This is a genomic window from Mycobacterium simulans, assembly GCF_900232995.1.
GTDB classification, from domain to species: Bacteria; Actinomycetota; Actinomycetes; order Mycobacteriales; family Mycobacteriaceae; genus Mycobacterium; species Mycobacterium simulans.
Window position 1 is genome coordinate 1 of sequence record NZ_OCVX01000039.1, and the last position, 21,048, is coordinate 21,048.

General features: G+C 65.0%; 14 protein-coding genes and 3 pseudogenes. 11 read left to right on the forward strand and 6 right to left on the reverse strand.

The features are described 5' to 3' along the window. Together MSIMFI_RS26750 and MSIMFI_RS26755 are read left to right on the forward strand one after the other, a co-directional pair. Positions 1-317: pseudogene (locus tag MSIMFI_RS26750) on the forward strand (PE family protein); the annotation flags it as partial. A 297-nt stretch (positions 318-614) separates the two neighbouring features. After that, positions 615-895, forward strand: a pseudogene (locus tag MSIMFI_RS26755) (transposase); the annotation flags it as partial. Between the two features lie 264 nt (positions 896-1,159). Here MSIMFI_RS26755 and MSIMFI_RS26760 read toward each other — a convergent pair. From MSIMFI_RS26760 to MSIMFI_RS26770, 3 genes and pseudogenes are all read right to left on the reverse strand, one after another. Continuing rightward, positions 1,160-2,036, reverse strand: a pseudogene (locus MSIMFI_RS26760) (class I SAM-dependent methyltransferase). Between the two features lie 315 nt (positions 2,037-2,351). Further along, positions 2,352-3,422 (reverse strand): nitrilase-related carbon-nitrogen hydrolase, encoded by a 1,071-nt coding sequence (locus tag MSIMFI_RS26765; RefSeq protein WP_191499950.1) that lies wholly within the window; start codon positions 3,420-3,422, stop codon positions 2,352-2,354. 540 nt (positions 3,423-3,962) lie between these two features. Further along, positions 3,963-4,130, reverse strand: coding sequence for a hypothetical protein (locus MSIMFI_RS26770; protein WP_191499951.1), 168 nt, complete (start codon positions 4,128-4,130; stop codon positions 3,963-3,965). 1,157 nt (positions 4,131-5,287) lie between these two features. On the opposite strand from MSIMFI_RS26770, the gene MSIMFI_RS26775 reads away from it, so the two are divergent. Beyond that, positions 5,288-6,757, forward strand: a complete 1,470-nt coding sequence (locus MSIMFI_RS26775) for a MauE/DoxX family redox-associated membrane protein (protein ID WP_191499952.1) — start codon at positions 5,288-5,290, stop codon at positions 6,755-6,757. A gap of 39 nt (positions 6,758-6,796) precedes the next feature. Here the strand turns inward: MSIMFI_RS26775 and MSIMFI_RS26780 are convergent, their stop codons facing one another. Both MSIMFI_RS26780 and MSIMFI_RS29135 read right to left on the reverse strand, forming a co-directional pair. After that, positions 6,797-9,964: a type 2 lanthipeptide synthetase LanM family protein gene (locus tag MSIMFI_RS26780; protein ID WP_191499953.1), complete on the reverse strand. Its 3,168-nt coding sequence runs from the start codon at positions 9,962-9,964 to the stop codon at positions 6,797-6,799. Positions 9,965-10,012: 48 nt separating this feature from the next. Further along, positions 10,013-10,144 (reverse strand): hypothetical protein, encoded by a 132-nt coding sequence (locus tag MSIMFI_RS29135; RefSeq protein ID WP_260860948.1) that lies wholly within the window; start codon positions 10,142-10,144, stop codon positions 10,013-10,015. A 268-nt stretch (positions 10,145-10,412) separates the two neighbouring features. On the opposite strand from MSIMFI_RS29135, the gene MSIMFI_RS26785 reads away from it, so the two are divergent. The 6 genes from MSIMFI_RS26785 to lipY all read left to right on the forward strand — a co-directional run bounded on the left by MSIMFI_RS26785 (position 10,413) and on the right by lipY (position 17,740). Continuing rightward, positions 10,413-11,741 carry a cytochrome P450 gene (locus MSIMFI_RS26785; RefSeq protein ID WP_191499954.1) on the forward strand — a complete coding sequence of 443 codons (1,329 nt, stop codon included), beginning with the start codon at positions 10,413-10,415 and terminating at the stop codon, positions 11,739-11,741. Next, positions 11,734-13,338: an amidohydrolase gene (locus MSIMFI_RS26790; RefSeq protein ID WP_191499955.1), complete on the forward strand. Its 1,605-nt coding sequence runs from the start codon at positions 11,734-11,736 to the stop codon at positions 13,336-13,338. The genes MSIMFI_RS26785 and MSIMFI_RS26790 overlap by 8 nt, the downstream gene beginning before the upstream one ends. Next, on the forward strand, positions 13,335-14,300 hold the full coding sequence (locus MSIMFI_RS26795; RefSeq protein WP_191499956.1) for an o-succinylbenzoate synthase: 966 nt from the start codon (positions 13,335-13,337) through the stop codon (positions 14,298-14,300). Before MSIMFI_RS26790 ends, MSIMFI_RS26795 begins: the two co-directional genes overlap by 4 nt. A 10-nt stretch (positions 14,301-14,310) precedes the next feature. Beyond that, positions 14,311-15,099 (forward strand): alpha/beta fold hydrolase, encoded by a 789-nt coding sequence (locus tag MSIMFI_RS26800; protein WP_191499957.1) that lies wholly within the window; start codon positions 14,311-14,313, stop codon positions 15,097-15,099. A gap of 346 nt (positions 15,100-15,445) precedes the next feature. Continuing rightward, the gene (locus MSIMFI_RS29455) at positions 15,446-15,718 is read left to right on the forward strand and encodes a hypothetical protein (protein WP_396820595.1); all 273 of its coding nucleotides are present in this window, start codon (positions 15,446-15,448) and stop codon (positions 15,716-15,718) included. A gap of 417 nt (positions 15,719-16,135) precedes the next feature. Continuing rightward, positions 16,136-17,740, forward strand: a complete 1,605-nt coding sequence (gene lipY / locus MSIMFI_RS26805) for a triacylglycerol lipase LipY (RefSeq protein WP_191499958.1) — start codon at positions 16,136-16,138, stop codon at positions 17,738-17,740. Between the two features lie 376 nt (positions 17,741-18,116). On the opposite strand, the gene MSIMFI_RS29460 is transcribed toward lipY, so the two are convergent. Next, positions 18,117-20,411, reverse strand: coding sequence for a PE family protein (locus MSIMFI_RS29460; RefSeq protein ID WP_318187442.1), 2,295 nt, complete (start codon positions 20,409-20,411; stop codon positions 18,117-18,119). Between the two features lie 77 nt (positions 20,412-20,488). On the opposite strand from MSIMFI_RS29460, the gene MSIMFI_RS26815 reads away from it, so the two are divergent. Both MSIMFI_RS26815 and MSIMFI_RS26820 read left to right on the forward strand, forming a co-directional pair. Then, on the forward strand, positions 20,489-20,761 hold the full coding sequence (locus tag MSIMFI_RS26815; RefSeq protein WP_224770478.1) for an IS3 family transposase: 273 nt from the start codon (positions 20,489-20,491) through the stop codon (positions 20,759-20,761). Between the two features lie 75 nt (positions 20,762-20,836). Then, positions 20,837-21,048: transposase (locus tag MSIMFI_RS26820; RefSeq protein WP_263597459.1), on the forward strand; the 212-nt coding region annotated here is incomplete at its 3' end.

Below are 21,048 nucleotides of genomic sequence, written 5' to 3' on the forward strand. Positions count from 1 at the left end.
GCTCTGGGGGTAGCGGTGGCGCCACCGTCGCCGATGTTTCCGGCGGTAACGTGTCCGGCAAGGGCGGCACCGGCGGGTTAGGCGGCAACGGCACCGGCGGCGGTGGAGGTGGAGGCAGCTTCGCGAACACCATTGACGGCACTGGCGACGGTGACGCCGGTGTCGATGGTGCCCTCGGCGGGGCAGGCGGCGAAGGCAGCAGCGCCTTCGATAACAATGGCGGCACGGGGAGCGGCATAGGCATCGGGGGCATCGGCGGCAGCGGCGGTAACGGGATCGGCAACGGCAGCAACGGAATGTCGGCTGATGTGGCCTAGATCTGGCCTAGATCAGGCCTAGATCGGTCTCACTAAATGTCGTGCTCATTCTGTGCGACCAAGTCATCGCACCGATCCTCGCCGGAGTGTGCAGGCCCCCCGGATAGGGCGCAAACCTGCACACTGGACGCGCGTGGCCCATGACTACGAACGACTCCGAATCGATGTGCGCACGCTTACAACTGCCGCACCATCGAAATTTCTTTAGCCACTTACGGATTCGACGCAGCCCAGAACCTACATCCACAACAGATTGTCGAAAGTCAATTTTCAAGCGGCTGGCTAAACTAGGCGGCCCTGGATCAGTCTGCCTTGCTTGGAGGTGCTGGATGCACTACGCAATGCCGATGCTGCTGACTGGATTAAGCAAGCCGCCGAAACGATGTATCAATCGCTCATCGATGCGGCGCTAACCGCGGTGATCGGTGCTGGCCCGCACGAGCGGACCGAGTCGCGCAGCAATCACCGCAACGGATCGCGGCCGCGGACGCTGTCCACGATCGCCGGTTGATCTGGAGTTGCGGATCCCTAAGCTGCGGTCCGGGTCGTTCTTCCCGGAGCTGTTGGCCGCACGGCGAGGGTCACGCAATATCGAGCATGTCGGCTCTGCCGATGATGCCGCTCAGGTCGGGGCACTCAAGGCCGCAGCCAGCCAGCACATCGCCCAGGGCCAAGGCGAGTTGGACCTGAGGCTCGTACCGCCGAAACCGATAGCGGCCCAATGGAAATCATCGATTCGCGCCTATCTCATCTCTGGGATGGGGGCGGCACCACCGCAGATGTCGTAACCCCGATCTCTGCCTAAAGATCTCGACCCGGCGCGGTGTTCGCGGTAAGGGCCCTTACAACCGCTCCGCGGTCACAAGCTCGGCGAAGGCGTCCCTTGTCATCGGCCATCGGCACACCGTCGATCCAGCGACCCACCCGACGCATTTCGTCGCACGCGTTTTGGGCAGTGGCCCCCCAACCGTGGTTGTTGAGCCAGTCAGCGACGACCGCCCGGTCCTGGTCGTGGTAGATCAGCTCCTGCGCATCGACGGTCTGTTCGAAGCCGAGCACATCGGCCACCTTCGTTAACCGCTCCTGCATTTCCTGTCGCTGCTCCTCGCCGTGCAGCGGCGAGGTCTCGACCGCGATCCGACTACCCGCGGCGCTGAGCTCTCCGATTCGAGTGAAAAGGCGGTCCTGCGCGTAGGCAGGCAGATACATCAACAGCCCCTCGGCCAACCAGGCGGTGCGCGCTGCCGGGTCAAAGCCCGCCGCACATAGCGCGCCCGGCCAGTCCTGACGAAGGTCGATGGGCACCTCACGGCGATCCGCCGCCGGCGTCTCGCCCTTTTCCGCCAGCGTCATGGACGTATAGGCAAGCACCTTGGGCTGATCGATCTCATACACGGTGGTGCCGGCAGGCCAGTCCATCCGATAGGCACGCGAATCCAGTCCCGACGCCAAGATCACAATCTGGCGGATGCCGTCGGCGACCCCGCTATTACAGTAGGTGTCGAAGAAATTTGTCCGCACCGCCTGGTAGACGCGCGTATGCTGAACGCTCGCCGCCAATTCGGCGTCGATGGCTTCCATCTTCGCCAGCATTGACTCATCAAGCATCAAATTCAATATGGCGCCGGCACCCGCGTTCATAACCAGCAATTTGGCGTAGGGATCGTAAATCAACGGATCCGGTCCGTCGGTTTCGACGGCTCGGGCAGCCGCCACCATCACCGCGGTGGTACCGACGCTGGTCCTGACGTCCCAGGTGTCGTGCACCAAGCCCTACCAGGTGTCGTCATGGGTACGCATTGTGCTCATCACGGGCTCCAGTTCTTGTGTTCTTGTGTATTCGGTTTGGGCGAATTTCGATGCTGAATTCAGTTCGACGAATCGGCCAGAGGCCACCGCAGCAACACGGTGCGAATGGGCCGCGCCTGCCAGGTCTTTGGGAATCGGCTGGCCTAGCCGGGCGCCCTCAACGAGCAAACTGTCGCGGCGCGTGGTTCCTCGCCCGAAAATGACCAGGCGGCCGCCCAAGGGGCGTCAACTGCGCGAGGGCGCCTTCCAAATGCCAAGTTCTTGCATCAGCATAACCTGTCGATCGATGACCTCTTGTTTGTACTCGGCGTGCCTTCCTGGGATGCGATCCGCATAGAGATTTTTGGGATAAATTGGCCGTTCATAGATTATTTGGGCCAATTCCGAGCGAATATCTTTAAGCCAGTTTGTGACTTGAGCATTCTCGCGATGGTGACGCAATGCCTCGATATTGATGGTGCCTGTAACAAAAGTCGAGTTGTTCGAATACGGTTGCCGACCAATAATCGCACCACGATAGTCGACGATCATCGACTGCCCACCTTCAGCGTCGATGGGAACTGCGGTCTCAGGATACAAGTAATAGCCGCTCATGTTCGGGGCAACGATATACATGTTATTCTCAAGCGCGCGCGCCCTGTTCGAAATTTCAAAGAAATCATGCTGGGTGAATGGTGCGGGTAGAGATGCGCGATAGACTACTTCGGCTCCGTTAAGCGCGAGGCCGCGGCCATTTTCAGGATAGTTACCCTCCATCGCCATCATGATCCCAAGTCGACCTATAGCGGTGTCGGCGACCGGCCAGAACGCCTGCAGCGTTCGACCGTGTCTATCTATCCACCAATCGAACACGTCATGCGGAGACACCGATCGTTCACACGGCAACAAGGCAGAGATCTTGTAGTGCTTTAGAACGATTGCGCCGTCAGGATCGATAACAAAGCCAACATTGAAAAACCGGTCCGGCCAATCTTCGTGACGCGCCTTGGCTTGGGCCATGATGAAGACATTCCATTTGCGCGCCAATTGGCCAAGACGGTCGGTTTCCGGACCGGGAATGTCGATGGCACACGTATTTGCGAACTCGGCATGATCGACGTCAAGAATCTCGTCGTTGAATCCCTGTAGACCACCTTCAGGAATGGCAATAAGACGCACCGGAATATCTAGATTCGCCAACCAAAATGCCGCCTTCGCAAGGCCTTCGATATGATCGAGATTGTTGGTGATGTCGGCACGGCTGCGGATCCCCCAGAAATTGGGCACTAAACCCACTACCGTGTAAGGTTCGATCATCCCTAACCTCCTTTATCCCCTTCATCAAACGGCCCGCTTGGACTTCGGAAGCTCTGCGGCCTCTCACCGCGCGGGGCATAAGCAGGCTCAGTGCGCCTGGCCGCAGAAACGGCGCGGCCTGCGCTTTAATCAAGGCCGAACCCGTACAAACGACCTCTTTACGGTTCCACAGACGGCTAGCGCCAGCTACCCAGCTAGCTGGGTAGCGTACGGCGATATTCGTCGGTAGTCATGGTCGGGCGCGATGCAGCTGGTCGGCCGCTTCTGACGTAACCGTGGATGCACTGGTCAGAGGCCTTGGGTGCAATACCTTGTCCTGCTTGAGTTTTGGACTGCTTTGAGGTTCAGACGACGAAAGCGCTACGGCTTTCGGCGCCGTGCGGGTGGGCGCTGCTCACGAGGATCTGCCGCAGCCATCTATCAGCGGGTCGCCCGGCTGCTTACCTACGGCCCGGCCGGGCGATCCATGCAGGCGATGCCGAACGCGGAACCGACGCCGTGGCATATCGATTGCACCGACTCGCTGGCCGAGCTGATGGCTTAGGCGACGACCGCGATCGCCACCGGATCGGGCGCCGAACCGCTTGCGGTCGTGTGCGGCTTTGCCGAGGGCTGTGCTCCGGTCGTCAAGATCATCACGCCTGGCCTGGCGGCGTCGGTCGACTCGCCGATGCGCACCCCACCCCGACTTTCCGAATAGCGCGTCATCGCCGCCTAGGCCTTGGCCAACCGGGACGAATTAGTTTGCCAAAGACTGCATTTGAACCTACATGGACCGGATGCGAAGCAATTCAAAAATCCTCTTCGGCGAGCGCCGAGGTGCCCCCGTTGGACCGAATCGAATTGGCCAGGCACGGTGTGCCGACCGAGGACCTGTTCTACAACTCCGCTACCTGCTCGCTGTCGCAGCCGCCGGACATCCACGTCGGCACGCTGGGTCGGCCTAGTTACGCGACTATCCCCTCATTGGGGGACATTGCGATTCCTGCTGCCAGGGATTTGGATTGCCTCCTCGCTGTCTACTTTCAAGGGACGCCAGTGCCCCATGGAGGTGATCACATGTCCCACGAACTTCTCTTCAACGAGAAGATGCCCCACGAACTGCTCTTCACCGAGAATGCAGTTCCTTACGGCTTCACCGGTATCTTCTGCTCAGACCTGATTGAGTGAGCGCACTTGGCGCCGCGGCAGGCAGACTATCCGACCCATACCATGCCGGCGATATTCCGCCCGCCGCGGCGCAGCACTAACCAGCGGCCCCACTGATCCGAACCGCCGGCCTGCAAGCGGCCGCATGGACATCGCTGAGCGCCGAATCTGCTGCGGCGGCAGAAGAACTCAATACAATGTTAGCTGAGTTGCAGTCCCGGAGCATGGCAAGGTCCACGCGCTGAAGCCGATGTAACTGCGCACGCGCCGTACCCGGTCTAGCTGGAAAAGATCACCGCCAACGGTGCGAGGTGGCCGCCGAGCATGAAGTCGTGGCCACGGCAGATGCCACCACGCTAGTGGAGATCTCTTTACGTCCCAATCGCGTTGACTGCGATCGCCGCAGCACCCAAAGTGGAAGCGCCCTAGTGAACTGAAGGCTTTCAGTGTGTCCAGGGCGGGATCCGCCCCCGGCTTTCGCGGTCGGAATTCACCCTCAAATGCCAGGATTCACTCCGGATCGACTCGCCTCTTGTTGTCCCCCGATCGGGGGACATTGCGGCCCCTGCTGCCGGGGATTCGGATGTCGCCCGGGGCGTCTATGTTGTGTTGGCAAAGCACGTTCAGTAGCGACTCGCCCGGGTTCGTGTTGGGTCGAGTGTGGGGGCCAGCGCGGCTGCGCTGTGCTCATCAGGACCGGAGGTGAGCGGCACGTGATGATGTTGGCAGCGCGAATTCTGTTGGGGGGAATATTCGCACTCGCCGCGGTGGCGAAGCTGTCGGATCGGGACGGCGTGCGCCGGGCGGTCGTGGCATTCGGTGTGCCAAGACCCGCGGCCGCGATTCTGGGACCGGTAATCATCGCAACCGAATTCGGTGTGGTGCTACTGCAAGCGGGGCCATGGCCTGATGAAGGTGCGGTCCTCGCGTTGGTCGCGCTGACGGGTTTTAGCGCGGCGGTGCTGGTGAACCTCGCCCGCGGTCGACGCCTGGAATGCCATTGCTTCGGGCGGCTGTCGTCGGGGACGCTGGGATGGCCGACGCTGGCCAGGAACGGATGCCTCGCGTCGCTGGCCGCGTTCGTGGCACTCAACGGTCATTTACGTGGACCGCTAACGGCTTTCGCGGTCGTCATGCTTGCCCTGTGGATCGGCCCCGCCGCCTACCGGCGCTGGAGGACACGCGCGGGCGCTGCCGCGTCGGGCCTGGCGCTGCCGGACCACAGGGGGCAACTGTGGACGCTGGCCAGACTGTCGCAAGCGCACCGGCCGGTTGTGCTCGTCTTCACCCAACCCGGCTGCGGGGCATGCGAGGCGTTGCTGCCTGAGGTGGACCGATGGCACCATGACCTAGACGGGCGCGTCGCCGTCGCCCTGATCAGCGGTGGTCCCGCCAACCACGGTGTGGCGCTGGAACTTATCGATGAGCGGCGAGCGACGTTCGCCGCCTACGGCATCACCGCCACACCCAGCGCGGTGCTCATCGACGATGGTCGAAGGCTGGCCGCGGCCAGCGGAGCGCCTGCGATCAGGGACCTCGTCGAGCGAGCGGCGCAGGTTTCCGCGGAGTCCAGGTTCACACGCAGGAGACTGCTACGCCACGCCTCGGTCGGCTTGGCTTCCGCCGGTGCCCTTTCGGCCGTCGCCGCCTGCGACAACAGCCACAACAACACCGCGACCCCGGATGTCGATGCGCTGGAGGTTGACGGCGCCTGGCTATGCAATCAAAGCTTCGCACTGTGCACGACTGCGCCATGTGTTCCGTCGGCGACCGATCCCTCCATCTCGGTGTGTGACTGTGTTGTTGTCAATGGCTATTCGGTCGGATTCAAGACCTGCCCGGAGCGGGCCCAGTCAGGAACCACAGTGCGGTCGGCATTTTCGACGGTCAACGTCAACCCCAACTTCGGTGTGCTGAGTTGTCCTTCGGGGGTGCCGTGGGCGAATTGTCTTGACGTGGAGTGCGAGATCGATCCCACCAACCCGGCCCGCGCGAAATGCCAATGCATCACGGTGAACACAGGCGAGTCGTTGACCTTCGGCGGCGGGTGCAACACCGCCACCTGCACCTCGACGATATGGTCCGCCGCAACGCCCGACCTGCCAGGCAGCGCGCAATACAAAAAAGGCATGAAGAAGCTCGCTCAGCCAGTCAACTTCCCCAAGACCTGTCCAGCGCCACGGTAGGTCGACCCGTAGGTCAACGGGCCCTCCCAAGTTGTTTGTTCATTCCCAGATCAAGGCGTTGGGAAGGGAAGGGTCGACCCGCCGCAGCATGGTGTATCCGACGCCCGCGATTCCGCGGAAAAGACCAAGATTGAAGGGTCGGGTTCCGCTGGTCCATCGGTAGTCACCGCACGCCTGGGCAGTTTGCGTAACTGCGAGCAGCCGCTGTAGGGCGCTGTCGCGGAGATCGTCGCGGCCAAGCAAGCCGCCGGCTTCCCACATGAATTCGATGTTGGCGAGTGTCCCGCCGCTGAGCGTGTCGGTCGGTTCCGGCCATCCGCGCTCTGCCCCCGCGAGCGCGCGGCGGATGTCGGTGCGGATGAGTTGGCCGTCCAGCGCTGTGTGTTTTGTCATCGCCACCCGGGCCAGGCCGATGTCGGGCCAATTGCGATGTTCGGCATCAAATGTCGCGTTCTCGAAGGCGATGCATTCCTCTGCTGCGCTTGCGAACTCCGCACTCCCAGTGGCCGCGGCCAGTGCGCCCAACGCGTAGGCAAATCCCGCCGCGCCGTGCGACATCCCGCTGAGCGCGCTGCCAGAACCGGGCGCTGGCCAGCTGCGCTGGCCTAGGGTGCCAACGCGGTGTTCGGTCAGCAGATGCCGCCCGCAATTAGTTGCGCGTTCAAGTAGATCGCCGGAACCGGTCTGGCGGTACACCCGAAGCAGTCCCAAGATGGCGCCCGCGCTGCCAGCCAGAACGTCAAGCTGCCGATCCGCTGAAATGACGTCTGGGGTAATCAACTGCGCCGCCCTCGCAGCGTCGGACAGCACATCGTCGTTATCGAGCAGCGCCGCGATTACCGCGAGACTGTAGACGATCGATCCCAGACCGAGTCCACCGCCGAGACCGAGCATGCGAGCGATCTTCGAGGGATTGCGGCCTCGTATGGTTTCGCGGAGCCGGGAAATGGCAGCGATGGCAAGGGTCATCGACGATTCGGCGTTTGCGACGGCGGCGTGCGCAGCCAGGAATAGCGCGATGCCGCAGGTGCCGTTGTAGAGGTCGTCGCCGAGCGCAACAAGATGGGACACCGCGGAGTCGCCGAGCCAGTCGAGGCCGATCCAGGCCGCGTCCGACTCCCCGAAAAAGGCGTGGTCGAATAGCGTGCGAGCGGCGGCGTCGGCTTCGGCTGTGAAGACTTCGCGGCTAGGTGCGACCGTCATGACGGCCCGCAGCTCGCGCTTGGGCTCTGCGCCAGCCGATGCGCCCAGGCTGGCGGTGCTCTGTCGAATGACCTCGGCCTGCCAGGCGATGTCGTTTTCGTCGAGGTTGCGCACGCGGGCGCGCGCCCGGTCGAGGCCCGACATCCCCTTTACCGGGATCGAGGTTCCGGCCGCATCTCGGATCTCGTGGCCGTCGCTGGCCATCACAACATGGGGCACATTCAACTCCACGCCGGCCGCGCGCGCGAGGCGTTGCAGCGGCCACATGGGGTCGGAGTCGTCCTGCCAGTCCGCCAGCCGAGCGACGAAATCCGCCTGGGCGGACCACATGATGCCGTCGTCCATCGTGCGGTGATCTTTGAGGCGCTGCAACAACATGTAGTAGAACCTCGTCGGTCGGGCGACCCTGCGGACCGTCAATCCGGCGAACCCGCCGAAAAGGTCGTCCGGGCGCTGCCGTTGCAGAAACATCGCGTAATCGGTAAATCCGGACCTGAAGTCGTCGATGTAGTCACCGAGCTGGGCATGGCGGCCCTGCGCGTGCGGCAAGTTTGAAATGGTGTCGATATCAGCAACTTTCGCTGGCCGCATCTCGTCGGAATTGATGTCTGTCCAGGTCAGCTTGAACCGCGGAGTGGCATTCGAGGCCACCCCGCCAATCGAGACGACGCTGTCGGAATGCTTGCCGTAGGTCGGAAGCAGGCCCGTCGCCAGAACCGAGTCGCGCAGCTTTTCCATCGCGGCGTCGAATGCGCGTCCCACACCCTCGTCGGCGTCTAGACCAGGTGGCTCGGCGGCCTGAAGGATCATCTCCAGATCGATCGGTACCGGATGGTCACCGGCGGCGATGATGTTTTCCTGATGCATGTCAATGCCGGCAAAGCAGTGGAAGAGCGCCAGCCACGCTCCGGCGCGCCGGAAAAATCTCCGAAAGCCATGCGGGTCTGGGCAACTCGTATGATCAATGAACTCGGTCCAGCCGTAGCCCGCGCAGGATAACACGCGGGGCGCGCGGAGTTCGATCGGGGCGCTGCGGTTCAGTCTCTCGATCAGCGTGTACCACGCCACGTCGACGGCAAGATCCTTCGGCTTGTACACGATTCGCGACCCGTCGTCGAAGCCGATAATCCGCACGGTGCGGCCAAAGTTGTGCGGATCGGAGAGGTCAGCATCGATACTGGTTATTTCGCAACGGGTTTCGGCCGCAAGCAACCCACAACGGATCGCCGGCAAGTCCGCATCGAGCCGCGTGATCAGCTCGGCCGACGTGTCGATCCACTGCCGGGTGAGCGAGGCGATCAGGCGCAGCAGGACAGGCTTGTCGTCGAACAGGCGACGAAATCCGCGGACCTTCATGTCAGCAACGAACGCCTCGTAGCGAACGTCATTGCGGGCCGCCGCGAAACGCTCGTATATCGCGGGAGCCACCAGGTTTGACAGTTCAACCATGAGTGAACGGCGCAGGCATGCGCGCGCACGCTCGCCCACGATGGCCAACACGTGATTGTCAACTTTCGACCAAAGACGTGCCTCCGCGCCGCGGACCACCGGTTCCAGCAGATCTTCGAAGGCACACGATTCCGCATCGGGCGCAAGGGGTTTCGGGGCGGACTTGGCGGGACTATGCAACGCTTCGCCAATCCAGACAGCGTCGTCGATCCACGTCGGTGCCGGTTGGGAAGTGTTGCGACGGACGGTGGCGAACCTTGCCAACACGCTCTCGATCGACAGGCCATCCCGTGCTAGCCGGCGAGCGAATAGCGACCAGTCGCCACTGGCCGACGACCGGCACCATGCCGCGAGACGACGGGCGGCCAAATCGCTGTCGCTTTTTTGGCCGGGCAATTGCTCGAATGCGTCGGACAGCAACTCGTCGATCGTTGCAGCGCGATATACGAGGTGCTCGTAGGAAGGGTCCATCTCATTCTCCCGCCTTACGCCAAACGGCAGCGTGTTGAAGGCGCCTGGCCCGGCCGTGTTCTTGCCGGGACAGGCGCCGCTCAACTACTGAGAAGTTGCTTCCCACAGTCGATTTCGATGGTCGCTAGCGACTCACTTAGCTGTCGGAGTCAATATTGTCATGGCGGCTACCACGGCCATGCCGCCGGCGCTCTCCAATGCCTCATCGGAGCAGGTGGGGATGAGGATGTTATCGATGCGGTCGAAGGAATTTGCAGCGTTCATGTCGATCTTCTTTCGTTGATTTCGCGGGTCCTGGATAGTCGCCAAAAGAGCGGGATATTCGAACCCCTGGTCGTCACAAACGGTAGTTGGACCCGAGGTGCATCGTCCCCCCTGCTGCCCGGTATTTAGCAGGTGTAGGTGGCACGTAGGCGAAGGCGCGAAATGGTCAGAGTGGGGGTTAGCCGGGTTGACCGGGGGTCGGATCCCGGTAAGTGTGTGAGTCACATTTCTTACCTGTTCTACCTGTATCCGAGATGGAGGTAATTGCTTGGAAATCGACACGCTTCCAGGTGGCCCTCGACTCCCCGTCAGCGTTCAGACCGCCGCGTGGATAACCAGCCCGTGGCGATTTATGGAGCGTTCGGCGGCGCGCTACGGCGACATATTCACGATGAGGCTGGCCGGTGAGGGGACCTGGGTGATGGTGTCCCATCCGAACGCGGTTAGAGAGGTTTTCACGGCGCCGCCCGAGCTGATGCAGGCCGGGGTGGCGAATCGCGTTCTGCTGCCGGTGGTCGGCGCCAACTCGGTGCTCCTTCTCGACGATGACGCGCATAGGGAACAGCGCCAACTGCTAGTGCCGCCGTTTCGCGGCAACCACTTGCAGTGCTACGCGGACACGATGACCGCCATCGCCGAGAATGAGATCGCCCGCTGGCCCCGAGACGAGCCGGTGCTGTTGCACTCCCGCATGCAGGCGTTGACGCTGGAGATCATCCTGCGCGCGGTATTTGGGTTCTCGAAGGATGGGCGCCTCGACCAGCTGCGTGCGGAACTGGTGCGCGTGCTGACGACGACGGCGGGTGGCCCAGGCCGGCTTCTCTTGCTAGTCCTCAGCCCCGAGCGGATGAGGGCGGCGCTGACCCGAAAGTTGCTCAGCGGCGTCGACCGCTTGCTCACCGCCGAGATCCATGACCGACGTCGGGAGGGCGACCTGGATGCGCGCGACGACGTGATGTCCATGCTGTTGCGCGCCCGGCATGCGAATGGCCAGCCACTGAGCGATGTCGAGATCCGTGATGAGTTGATGACGCTGCTGTTGGCGGGTCACGAAAGCACGGCTACCGGGCTCGCGTGGGCGGCGGAGCGGGTGGTCCGCCATCCCGATGTCCATTTCCGAGTCATCGAGGAATTCCAAGCAGGCGGGCACGAGTTCCTCGACGCCGTCGTGACGGAGACACTGCGCTTGCTGCCGGTATTCTCGCTGATCCCGCGGCGGCTGAAGGCACCGATGGAAATCGGTGGCGTGCAGTTGCCGGCCGGCATGACGGTGGTGGCCTCGGTCTATCTGATGCACCGACGTCCGGAAATCTACCCCGATCCGGAACAGTTTCGCCCGGAGAGGTTCCTCGCGGAGCGAGCCGGGACCTATACGTGGATCCCTTTCGGTGGCGGCGTACGGCGTTGTCTCGGCGCGGCGTTCGCGCTGTTCGAGATGCGGGTGGTGCTCTCCGCGTTGTTCGGCAACTATCGGGTGCGGCCGGTCGACGCGAAACGTGAGCCGAGCCGCCGGGCCACGGTGGCGCTAGGGTGGCGGCCGGTGCCTGAGCCGTGTCGACTTCGCGTCTGCGTTGAGCGAGTATCTGCCTATGGCTGATGCTGACCTCGTCATTACCGGAAGCCTGCTCACCGTCGACCACGCACGGCCGACGGCCGAGGCGCTTGCCGTCACCGACGGCCGGATCGTCGCGATAGGCAGTGGTGCCGACATTGCCGGGTTCATCGGTCCGAACACTCGAACCATCGACGTTGGCGGCGGCTGCGTCATGCCGGGATTCGTTGAGGCACACGGTCATCCGCTCATGGAGGCCATCGCGCTGTCGGACCGGATCGTCGATATCCGCCCGGTTACCGTGCGCAGCGCTGACAAGGTCGTCGACGTGATCCGTCGCGAGGCCGCACAACGAGGGCCGGCCGGTGCCTACCTCAACGGTTGGGATGCGCTGCTGCAGTCCGGCCTTCCGGAGCCGACGCTGACCTGGCTCGACGACATCGCGCCGGATGGGCCGTTGGTGATCATTCATAACTCCGGGCATAAGGCCTACTTCAACTCGCACGCAGCCCGGCGGGGCGGGTTGACTCGGGATACTCCAGATCCCAAGGGCGCCAGTTACGGCCGTGATGCCAACGGGGAACTCGATGGCACCGCGGAGGAAATCGGCGCGGTGTTCCCGCTGCTGGCCGGTGCCATCCAGCCCAGCGACTATCCGGACATGCTGCGCGCCGAATGCGCTCGGCTCAACCGCGCGGGCCTGACCACCTGCTCGGAGATGGCTTTCGATCCGGCATTTCGGCCGTTGGTGGAGCAGCTTCGCGGCGAGCTGACGGTTCGGCTACGCACCTACGAGATTTCCAATCCCCAAATGTCCACCGATGCGACGCCCGGCCAGGGCGACGACATGCTGCGCCAGGTCGGCATCAAGATCTGGGTCGACGGCTCGCCGTGGATCGGCAATATCGCGCTGTCCTTTCCCTACCTGGACACCGCGGCCACCCGCACGGCCGGCATCGCGCCCGGTTCCTGCGGATGCGCCAACTACACCCGTGAACAGCTGACCGAAATCGTCGGTGCCTACTTCCCGCTGGGTTGGCCGATCGCCTGTCACGTGCAAGGCGACGCCGGCGTCGACACCATCCTCGACGTCTATGAGCAGGCGCTGCGTCAGCATCCACGCGACGATCACCGACTGCGACTCGAACACGTCGGCGCCATCCGGCCCGACCAACTCCGGCGAGCCGTCGAGCTGGGCGTCACCTGCAGCCTGTTCGTCGACCAGATTCACTACTGGGGCGATGTCATCGTTGACGGTCTGTTCGGGCCGGAGCGTGGGTCGCGCTGGATGCCGGCCGGGTCCGCGGTGGCCGCCGGTATGCGCATTTCGCTGCACAACGATCCGCCGGTCACACCCGAGGAACCGCTGCGCAACATCAGCGTCGCCGCAACCCGGATAGCACCGAGCGGCCGCGTGCTGGCTCCCGAGGAGCGATTGACGGTCGAGCAGGCGATCCGCGCCCAGACCATCGACGCGGCCTGGCAGCTGTTCGCCGACGACGTGATCGGCTCATTGGAGGTCGGCAAGTACGCGGACATGGTGGTGCTGTCCGCGGATCCGCGGACGGTGCCGCCGGACGAGATCGCCGATCTCGATGTGCGCGCAACGTTTCTCGCGGGCCGCCAGGTCTATCACCAGTGATACCGACGCTGCCCGACCTGCTGGACCGTCTGCATGTCGTGGCGCTGCCGATGCGAGTGCGGTTTCGCGGCATCACCACCCGGGAAGTGGCATTGATCGACGGCCCAGTCGGTTGGGGCGAGTTCGGAGCGTTCGTGGAATACAGTCCGCACGAGGCCGCGCACTGGCTCGCCTCCGGCATCGAGACCGCCTACGGTCAGCCGCCCCCGATGCGGCGCGACCACGTCGCGATCAACGCCACCGTGCCCGCCGTCGCCGCGGCGCAGGTGGCCGAAGTGCTGGCCCGGTTTCCTGGCGCCCGCACCGCCAAGGTGAAGGTTGCCGAGCCGGGGCAAAGCCTGGCCGACGACGTCGATCGCGTCAACGCGGTACGCGAACTGGTGGAAACCGTGCGGGTCGACGCCAACGGCGGCTGGACTGTCGAACAAGCGGTGCAGGCAGCCGCCGCCCTGACCGCCGACGGCAACCTGGAGTCCCTCGAACAACCCTGCGCCACCGTTGACGAACTCGCCGACCTGCGCCGACGGGTCGATGTCCCAGTCGCCGCCGATGAAAGCATCCGCAAGGCCGACGACCCCCTGGGCGTGGTGCGCGCGGGCGCCGCCGACATCGCAGTGCTGAAAGTGGCTCCGCTGGGCGGGGTTTCGGCGCTGATCGAAATCGCGACGCAGATCGACATCCCGGTCGTGGTATCCAGCGCGCTCGACTCGGCCGTCGGCATCGCCGCCGGGCTGACCGCCGCCGCAGCCCTACCCGCGCTCCGCCACGCCTGCGGACTGGGCACCGGCGGATTGTTCGTCGAAGACGTCGTCCCGGCCTCCGAGTTCACCGTGCCCGTCGATGGCAAGCTGGCGGTCGGCCCGGTGACGCCCGACCCTGCGCGGCTGGACGCGCTGGCCGCGCCGCCGGGCCGCCGGCAGTGGTGGATCGATCGGGTCAAGGCGTGTTACCCGCTGCTGTAGCGTCTCTCGGGTGATCAACCTGGCTTACGAAGACCATGGCAGCGGTGAACCCGTTGTCTTCATCGCCGGCCATGGCGGCCCCGGGCGCACCTGGCACCCGCATCAACTGCCGGCCTTTCTGGCCGCCGGGTATCGCGTTGTCACCTTCGACAATCGCGGGATCGGGGCCACCGAGAACGCCGAAGGCTTTACCACCCAAACCATGGTCGCCGACACCGCGGAGCTGATCGAGTCGCTGGACATCGCGCCGGCGCGCATCGTCGGCGTGTCGATGGGCTCGTTTATCGCCCAGGAGCTCATGGTGGTGCGGCCGGAGCTGGTCCACTCGGCCGTGCTTATGGCCACCCGCGGCAGGCTGGACCGCAGCCGCGAGTTCTTCCGCAAAGCCGAGTACGACCTCAATGCGGCCGGCGTCACGCTGCCGGCGGCTTACGATGCGAAAATCCGTATGCTGGAAAACTTTTCACCGAAGACCCTCAACGATGACAATGCGGCCGGCGACTGGATCGCGATGTTCACCATGTGGCCGACCAAGTACACCCCGGGCTTTTATGCCCAACTGGAGGTCTCGCCGACGACCAACCGGCTGCCCGCCTACCGCAACATCGCCGCACCGGCGCTGGTGATCGGTTTTGCCGACGACGTGGTGACCCCGCCGTACCTAGGACGCGAAGTCGCCGATGCCCTGCCCAACGGCCGGTATCTGCAGATACCCGATGCCGGTCATCTCGGGTTCTTCGAGCGGCCGGAGCCGGTCAACGCCGCGATGCTGAAGTTCTTTGCGGGTATCGGGGGCTAACGGCCCGGACGTCGGCTGGCCAGAGGTCGGCCGAATTGTGTGGGCAGTCGAGGCTCATTCCGGCAAGCGCTAGCTTCGCGGTTGCCGCCGTGCCCAGGGATGGGCGTGCGTCCGGCACAGCGCTGCTTGGGTTGTGAATCACCGAGTGACGGACTGCTGGATTGCCATGGCGGGTGGGTCGGCTTGCGCGCTGTGACCGGGACTGTCGTGCGGGTTGTGGGAGGTTTGAGATGTCGTTTTGCGAGTGTGGCGCGGGAGTCGATGGCCGCGGCGGCGTCGGATGTGGCGCGGATTGGGTCATCCCCATCTGCACGAATCAACGCGGCGAGCCCACCGGAACCGGTGAATCACTCCTCGCCATCGCCGCGCTCAAAATCTCGGCTTCGACCGGGTAGGCAACCTCGATGACCTTCTCTACTGGTACGCGGAAGGCGTGGTTTCAAGGCAGGCGGCGAAATGGGTGGGGGATCGGGCAGAACGCTTTAAATACGAGTACCAGGTATTGAGTCGAATCGATATTGGCTGGGCGAAGAGGCGGGTGCGTGAACTCGCCAGTCTTTTCCGTGATGGCCAGCCAGAGGACATCGCCTTACTTCCCGACATTGGTGAAGCTCTGTGACACTGGCTCGCGCGGCGTATGCGGGTGCGCCACAGTGCCGACCGGGCGGCTGGAAAACTCCTTCGCCAACACGATTGTCGCACTCCCTCAGCTAGGCCCGCCGACGCCGCGCTCGTGCATCTGTCTCGCATGGGCTCGCATCGAGAGCCCTTGGACCGTGAAAGTCCAAGAGCTGCCGTGTTGACGCGTCAGCCGTTCGCCCAGGTCAGCCGAACGATCTTCGGCTTCGATTCCCGGCAGCTTCACTGAGAATCCGTTGCCGGCCAGAACCATTAGTTCTGACCAATTCATCTTCAGCGCCCGCTCGTTGACGTCGACAACTGACGGAGCGACGGCTCAGGAAACGCCTCCTCTATGGCGTGAAGGATGTACGTTCCTGGAATGGGGCTGCTTAAGGGCTGATCGAGGGGAGCCTTAATGAGCTTTTCGGTGTGGCCGCCTGAGGTCAATTCGCTGTTGCTGCTTGACGGACCGGGTCCGGTGCCGATGCTGGAGGCGGCGGCTGCCTGGGACGGGGTCGGCAGTGAGTTGAGCTCAGCGGTGACCGCATTCAGGTTGGCAATCTCAGACCTGGCGGGCCAGGCCTGGCAAGGCCCGGCGTCGGTGTCCATGACGACCGTGGCCGCCCGGTATGTGGACTGGCTGGGAGGGGCAGCCGCTCAAGCCGAACAATCAGCAGCCCAAGCCCGGGTGGCGGCCATCGCATACGAGGCAGCGCTGGCAACGATCGTGCACCCCGGACTGATAGCCGCCAATCGCGGCCAGCTGGTGTCGCTGGTGATCTCGAACCTGTTCGGCCAAAACGCCCCGGCGATCGCGGCCGCCGAGGCTGCGTATGAGCAGATGTGGGCTCAGGATGTCGCCGCGATGATCGGCTATCACTCCAGTGCGTCGGCAACGGTCGCGCAGTTGGGGTCGTGGGGGCAGGCGCTGGAAAATCTGCCAGGCGAATTCGCCAGAGCTGTTCAGCAGACCCCCACGGCACTGGCCACCGGATTCACCGGGGTGTCCAACACGTTCTTCACCGAGATCTTCGGGGTGCCGGCTGCGCCGCCCTTCCCGGCAACGCAGGACGGGACCTTCACCGGCCTACCGTCACTGGCAAACAGATTAGAAACCGCTGCGCTGTACCCGGTAAAGCCCCTCCTGGCCCTGTCCGGACTCGAAACTCAACTTGCAGTGCCAAATAGCCCACTTTTAGCGCTGATTGCCAGCGACATTCCGCCACTGTCATGGTTTATCGGCAACTCTCCGCCACCGTTGTTGAATTTGCTGCTGGGGCAAACGGTCCAGTACACGACATATGAGGGGATGAGCGTCGTGCAGATCACGCCGGCTTATCCAACCGGCGAATACGTGGTTGCCATTCACGGTGGTGCGTTTATCTTTCCGCCGTCATTCCTCCACTGGATTAATTACTCATGGATGGCCCACCAGACCGGCGCGACCGTTCAGGTGCCGATCTACCCGTTGCTGCAGGAAGGAGGTACGGCCGGCGTCGTTGTACCCGCGATGGCTGGACTCATCTCCACGCAAATCGCTCAACACGGGGCCTCGAACGTCAGCGTGATCGGTGACTCCGCGGGCGGCAACCTCGCACTAGCCGCCGTCCAGTACATGGTGAGCCAGGGTAACCAGGTACCGGCGTCAATGGTTCTGCTGTCCCCATGGCTGGACGTAGGCATGACCAATCCAAATATTGCGTTCGTCCAGGATCCCCTGCTCCCGGTAGGGCCTGCGCAACAGATCGGCAGGGTGTGGGCAGGCAATCTTGCGGTGAACGACCCTCTGGTGAGCCCGCTGTATGGGTCACTTAGCGGACTCCCGCCGACGTATGTCTATGCGGGCAACCTGGACATACTCGCACCCGACGTGTTTGTCCTGCAGCAAGCAGCCGTAGTGGCAGGGGCCCCGATCAGCTTCGTATTGGCCAACGGCCAAATTCACGACTGGGTTCTGCTCACCCTGGACGGTTTGCGATACCTCCCGCAGATCAACCAGCAGCTCGGTATCGCGGCCTGATTGCGAGTCCAGCACGGCGCGGCGTAACAACCGTTCGAACAACTACCGTGTCCGCGCTGGCTCCAGGCCGCACACGAGCTCACGGTTCAATGACTCCCGCAGCGCGCTCACTACATCCGGTTCGAACCGGATGCCCATCTCCCTTGATGAGCGCGGCTTCGGCCGCGGTCGTGCGGAGTGCGTCGATCGCCCTGGCCACGGCCAGCGAAAGCCGGCGCAGTACCCAGTACTGCGACGTGACCCTACATTTGTCCCTATGTCAGACCGCTGCCGTTGGGCTTCGGTGGGGGAGTCTCCGATCGTTAATCGGTGTCGGCAGCAGATCTTGCCGAGGCCGTTAAGGCGGATCGAGTGACGGCGACGGTGTTATTCCGTGCTAAATGGACATTCCATTGCTGCCGTTGTTGATGCCGTTAACGCCGCTGCCGCCGGTGCCGCCGATGCCGACGCCGCCGCCGGCGCCTCCGTCGTTGCCGAAGGTGTCGAGATTGGCGCCGTCGCCGCCTGCCCCGCCGAGGGCACCGCCGACGCCGTCTTCACCGTCGCCGGTGCCGTCAGCGGTGTTGGCGATGCTGCCGCCGCCGCCCCCGCCGCCGGCGCCATTGCCGCCTGACCCACCGGTGCCGCCCGTAGCGGCGACGGAGCCAGCGCCGACCGTGGCCAGGGTGTCGCCTCCGTCACCGCCGGTGCCGGCGGTGCCAGCGGCTGAGCCGGCCCCACCGCCACCACCGCCGCCACCGCCGACGGCCTCGCCCTTAGAGCCGAAATTGCTTGTGGCGGAGGCGCCTCCGCCGCCTCCGCCGCCGGCGCCGCCTGATCCTCCGACGCCGCCAACGGCGGCCACACCGGTGCCGCCGCCACCGCCCAAGCCGCCAGTTCCCAGGCTAGAGGGCGGGTTGCCGTTGTGTGCGTTGCCGCCATCACCACCGCTGCCGCCGTCACCGCCGCTGCCACCGCCGCCGCCAATCCCGCCGGTGCCGACGTTGCCGCCCTTGCCGCCGGCTCCGCCGCCGCCGCCCCCGCCGCCGTAGAGACTGGTGTTGGCGAGGGCCCCGAGGTCGGCGCCGTCCCCGCCCCTGCCGCCGTCTCCGCCGTCGCCACCGGTGCCATTGATTCCGGTGCCATCGGAGTTGCCGCCGTCGCCGCCGTCGCCGCCCCGGCCGCCCATGCCGCCTCGGCCGCCGATGCCGTCACCGACGCCACCCGTACCACCATCACCAGCCATGCCGCCGTTGCCGCCTAGGCCACCGTTGGCGCCGTCGGTGCCGTTGCCGCCGTCCCCGGCCGCCCCGCCGTCGCCGCCGTTACCACCGGCACCGCCGCTCACTGGCCCAGGGCCGCCAGTGCCGCCGGCGCCGCCGGCGCCGCCATTGCCGCCCGCGCCGGCGGTAGCGCCGACGCCGCTGGCCGCCCCGCCGTTGCCGCCGCCGCCGCCGTTGCCGCCGGACCCGCCGGGGGATTCGTCCAAGGTGGCCGCGGCGCCGCTCCCGCCGGCGCCGCCGTTACCGCCGGCCCCGCCGTCGCCGTTGGTACCGCCGAGGCCGCCCGTGCCGGCCACCCCGCCGTCACCACCGTTGCCGCCCAGCCCGCCGTCACCACCGTCGAAGGTGCCCGTGGCGCCGGCGCCGGCGGCTCCGCCGGCGCCGCCCTTCCCGCCGTTGCCGTTGTTGGCGGCCGCGCCGCCGGCGTCACCACCGGTACCGCCCTTACCACCGGCGCCGCCGTCAGCACCGGCGTCACCGGTGCCGATCCCACCGGCGGCACCGCCGCCGCCAGCCCCGCCGTCGCCGGCGTTGCCGCCATCACCGGCCGTCCCGCCGGTGCCGCCCGCCCCGCCGTTGCCGCCCTGTCCGCCCTGTCCGCCGGCCGTGCCGGGCAGTGCCAGCGGGTCGGTGGCCGCGTTATAGCCGGCGCCGCCCTGTCCGCCGGTGCCGCCGCTGCCGCCGTTACCGGCCAAGCCCGCGCCGCCGGCGTTGCCGCCGGTGCCGGCCGCTCCAGCGGTTCCGGCGTCGCCGCCGGCGCCGCCGTTACCGCCGGTGCCACCGGTGGGTGTGTTAGCCGTGCCCGCGGTGCCCGCAGCGCCGCTGCCGCCGGTGCCGCCGCCCCCGGCGTTGCCGCCGCTGCCGGCGGTGCCACCGCCACTGGAGTTGCCGCCTGTCCCGCCGTTGCCGCCCTGGCCGCCCTGTCCGCCGGCCGTGCCGGGCAGTGCCAGCGGGTCGGTGGCCGCGTTATAGCCGGCGCCGCCGTGCCCGCCCGTGCCGCCGGCTTGCCCGGTCCCTGGCGCGCCGTCGGCGCCGTTGCCGGCCAGCGGGCGGCCGAACAGTGCGTTGGTGGGCGCGTTGATCAATGCCCAAAACTGCTGCTCCAGCGTCTGCAGGGGCGATGCGTTGGCGGCCTCGGCGGCCGCATACATGGCCCCACCCGACGTCAACGCCGCCACAAACTGCTCATGAAACCGCGCCACCTGCGCAGTGACGGCCTGATACTCCTGAGCGTAGGTGCCAAACAACCCCGACACCGCCGCCGACACCTCATCCTGGGCCGCAGCCACCACCTGCGTCGTGGAGCTTGCCGCCGCCGCGTTGGCCGCACTTAGCGCCGATCCGATACCGGTCAAATCCCGCACCGTCGCGGCGAAAGCCTCGGGGGTTGCGAAGACAAAAGACGCCATCTGTGGCTCCTATCAGCTCATCATCTCGGGGCGACACAACCTGGGGAGCAATCTTCTTGCGGCGTTACTGTACGCGCATGCGGTGTGATGGCAGTCACATCGGCGATTTCAATCGCAATTTCAGCGACCTGATGGCCGACAACAGCGGCGGCACCGTACGAATTACTGACCTGGTCGAGCTGATCTACTGGCTCGCAACCAGTTTCGCTACCCGAGCAGAAGCGCAGGCGACGCTGTTCCGCTACATCGACGGCTGGTACAACCCACGCCGCATCCAAGCCGGACTCGGCGGGCACTCGCCCGATGAGTACGAAGCTGCCTGGCAGGCCCGCCAGCAACAGCAACCCTAACCGGCTAGCTCCAACCCGAGGGTGCCAATACCAGATAGGTTAAGTCTCCGGGAAACCGGGGAGGTTCGACGCCACTTGGACGACCAGATCGACCAGGCGCGGTGTTGTCTCACGCTGGTGACCAACGCCGCGGTGTTGTGGACCACAACCTACCTTGGGGACGCACTCGACGCCCTGCACACCGAAGATCTCGACATCAGCGACGAGGCCGTCGCCCACCTCACGCCGGCGCGCCGCCCGCCCCGCCGTTGCCGGCCAACCACCCGCCCCCGCCGCCGGGCCCGCCG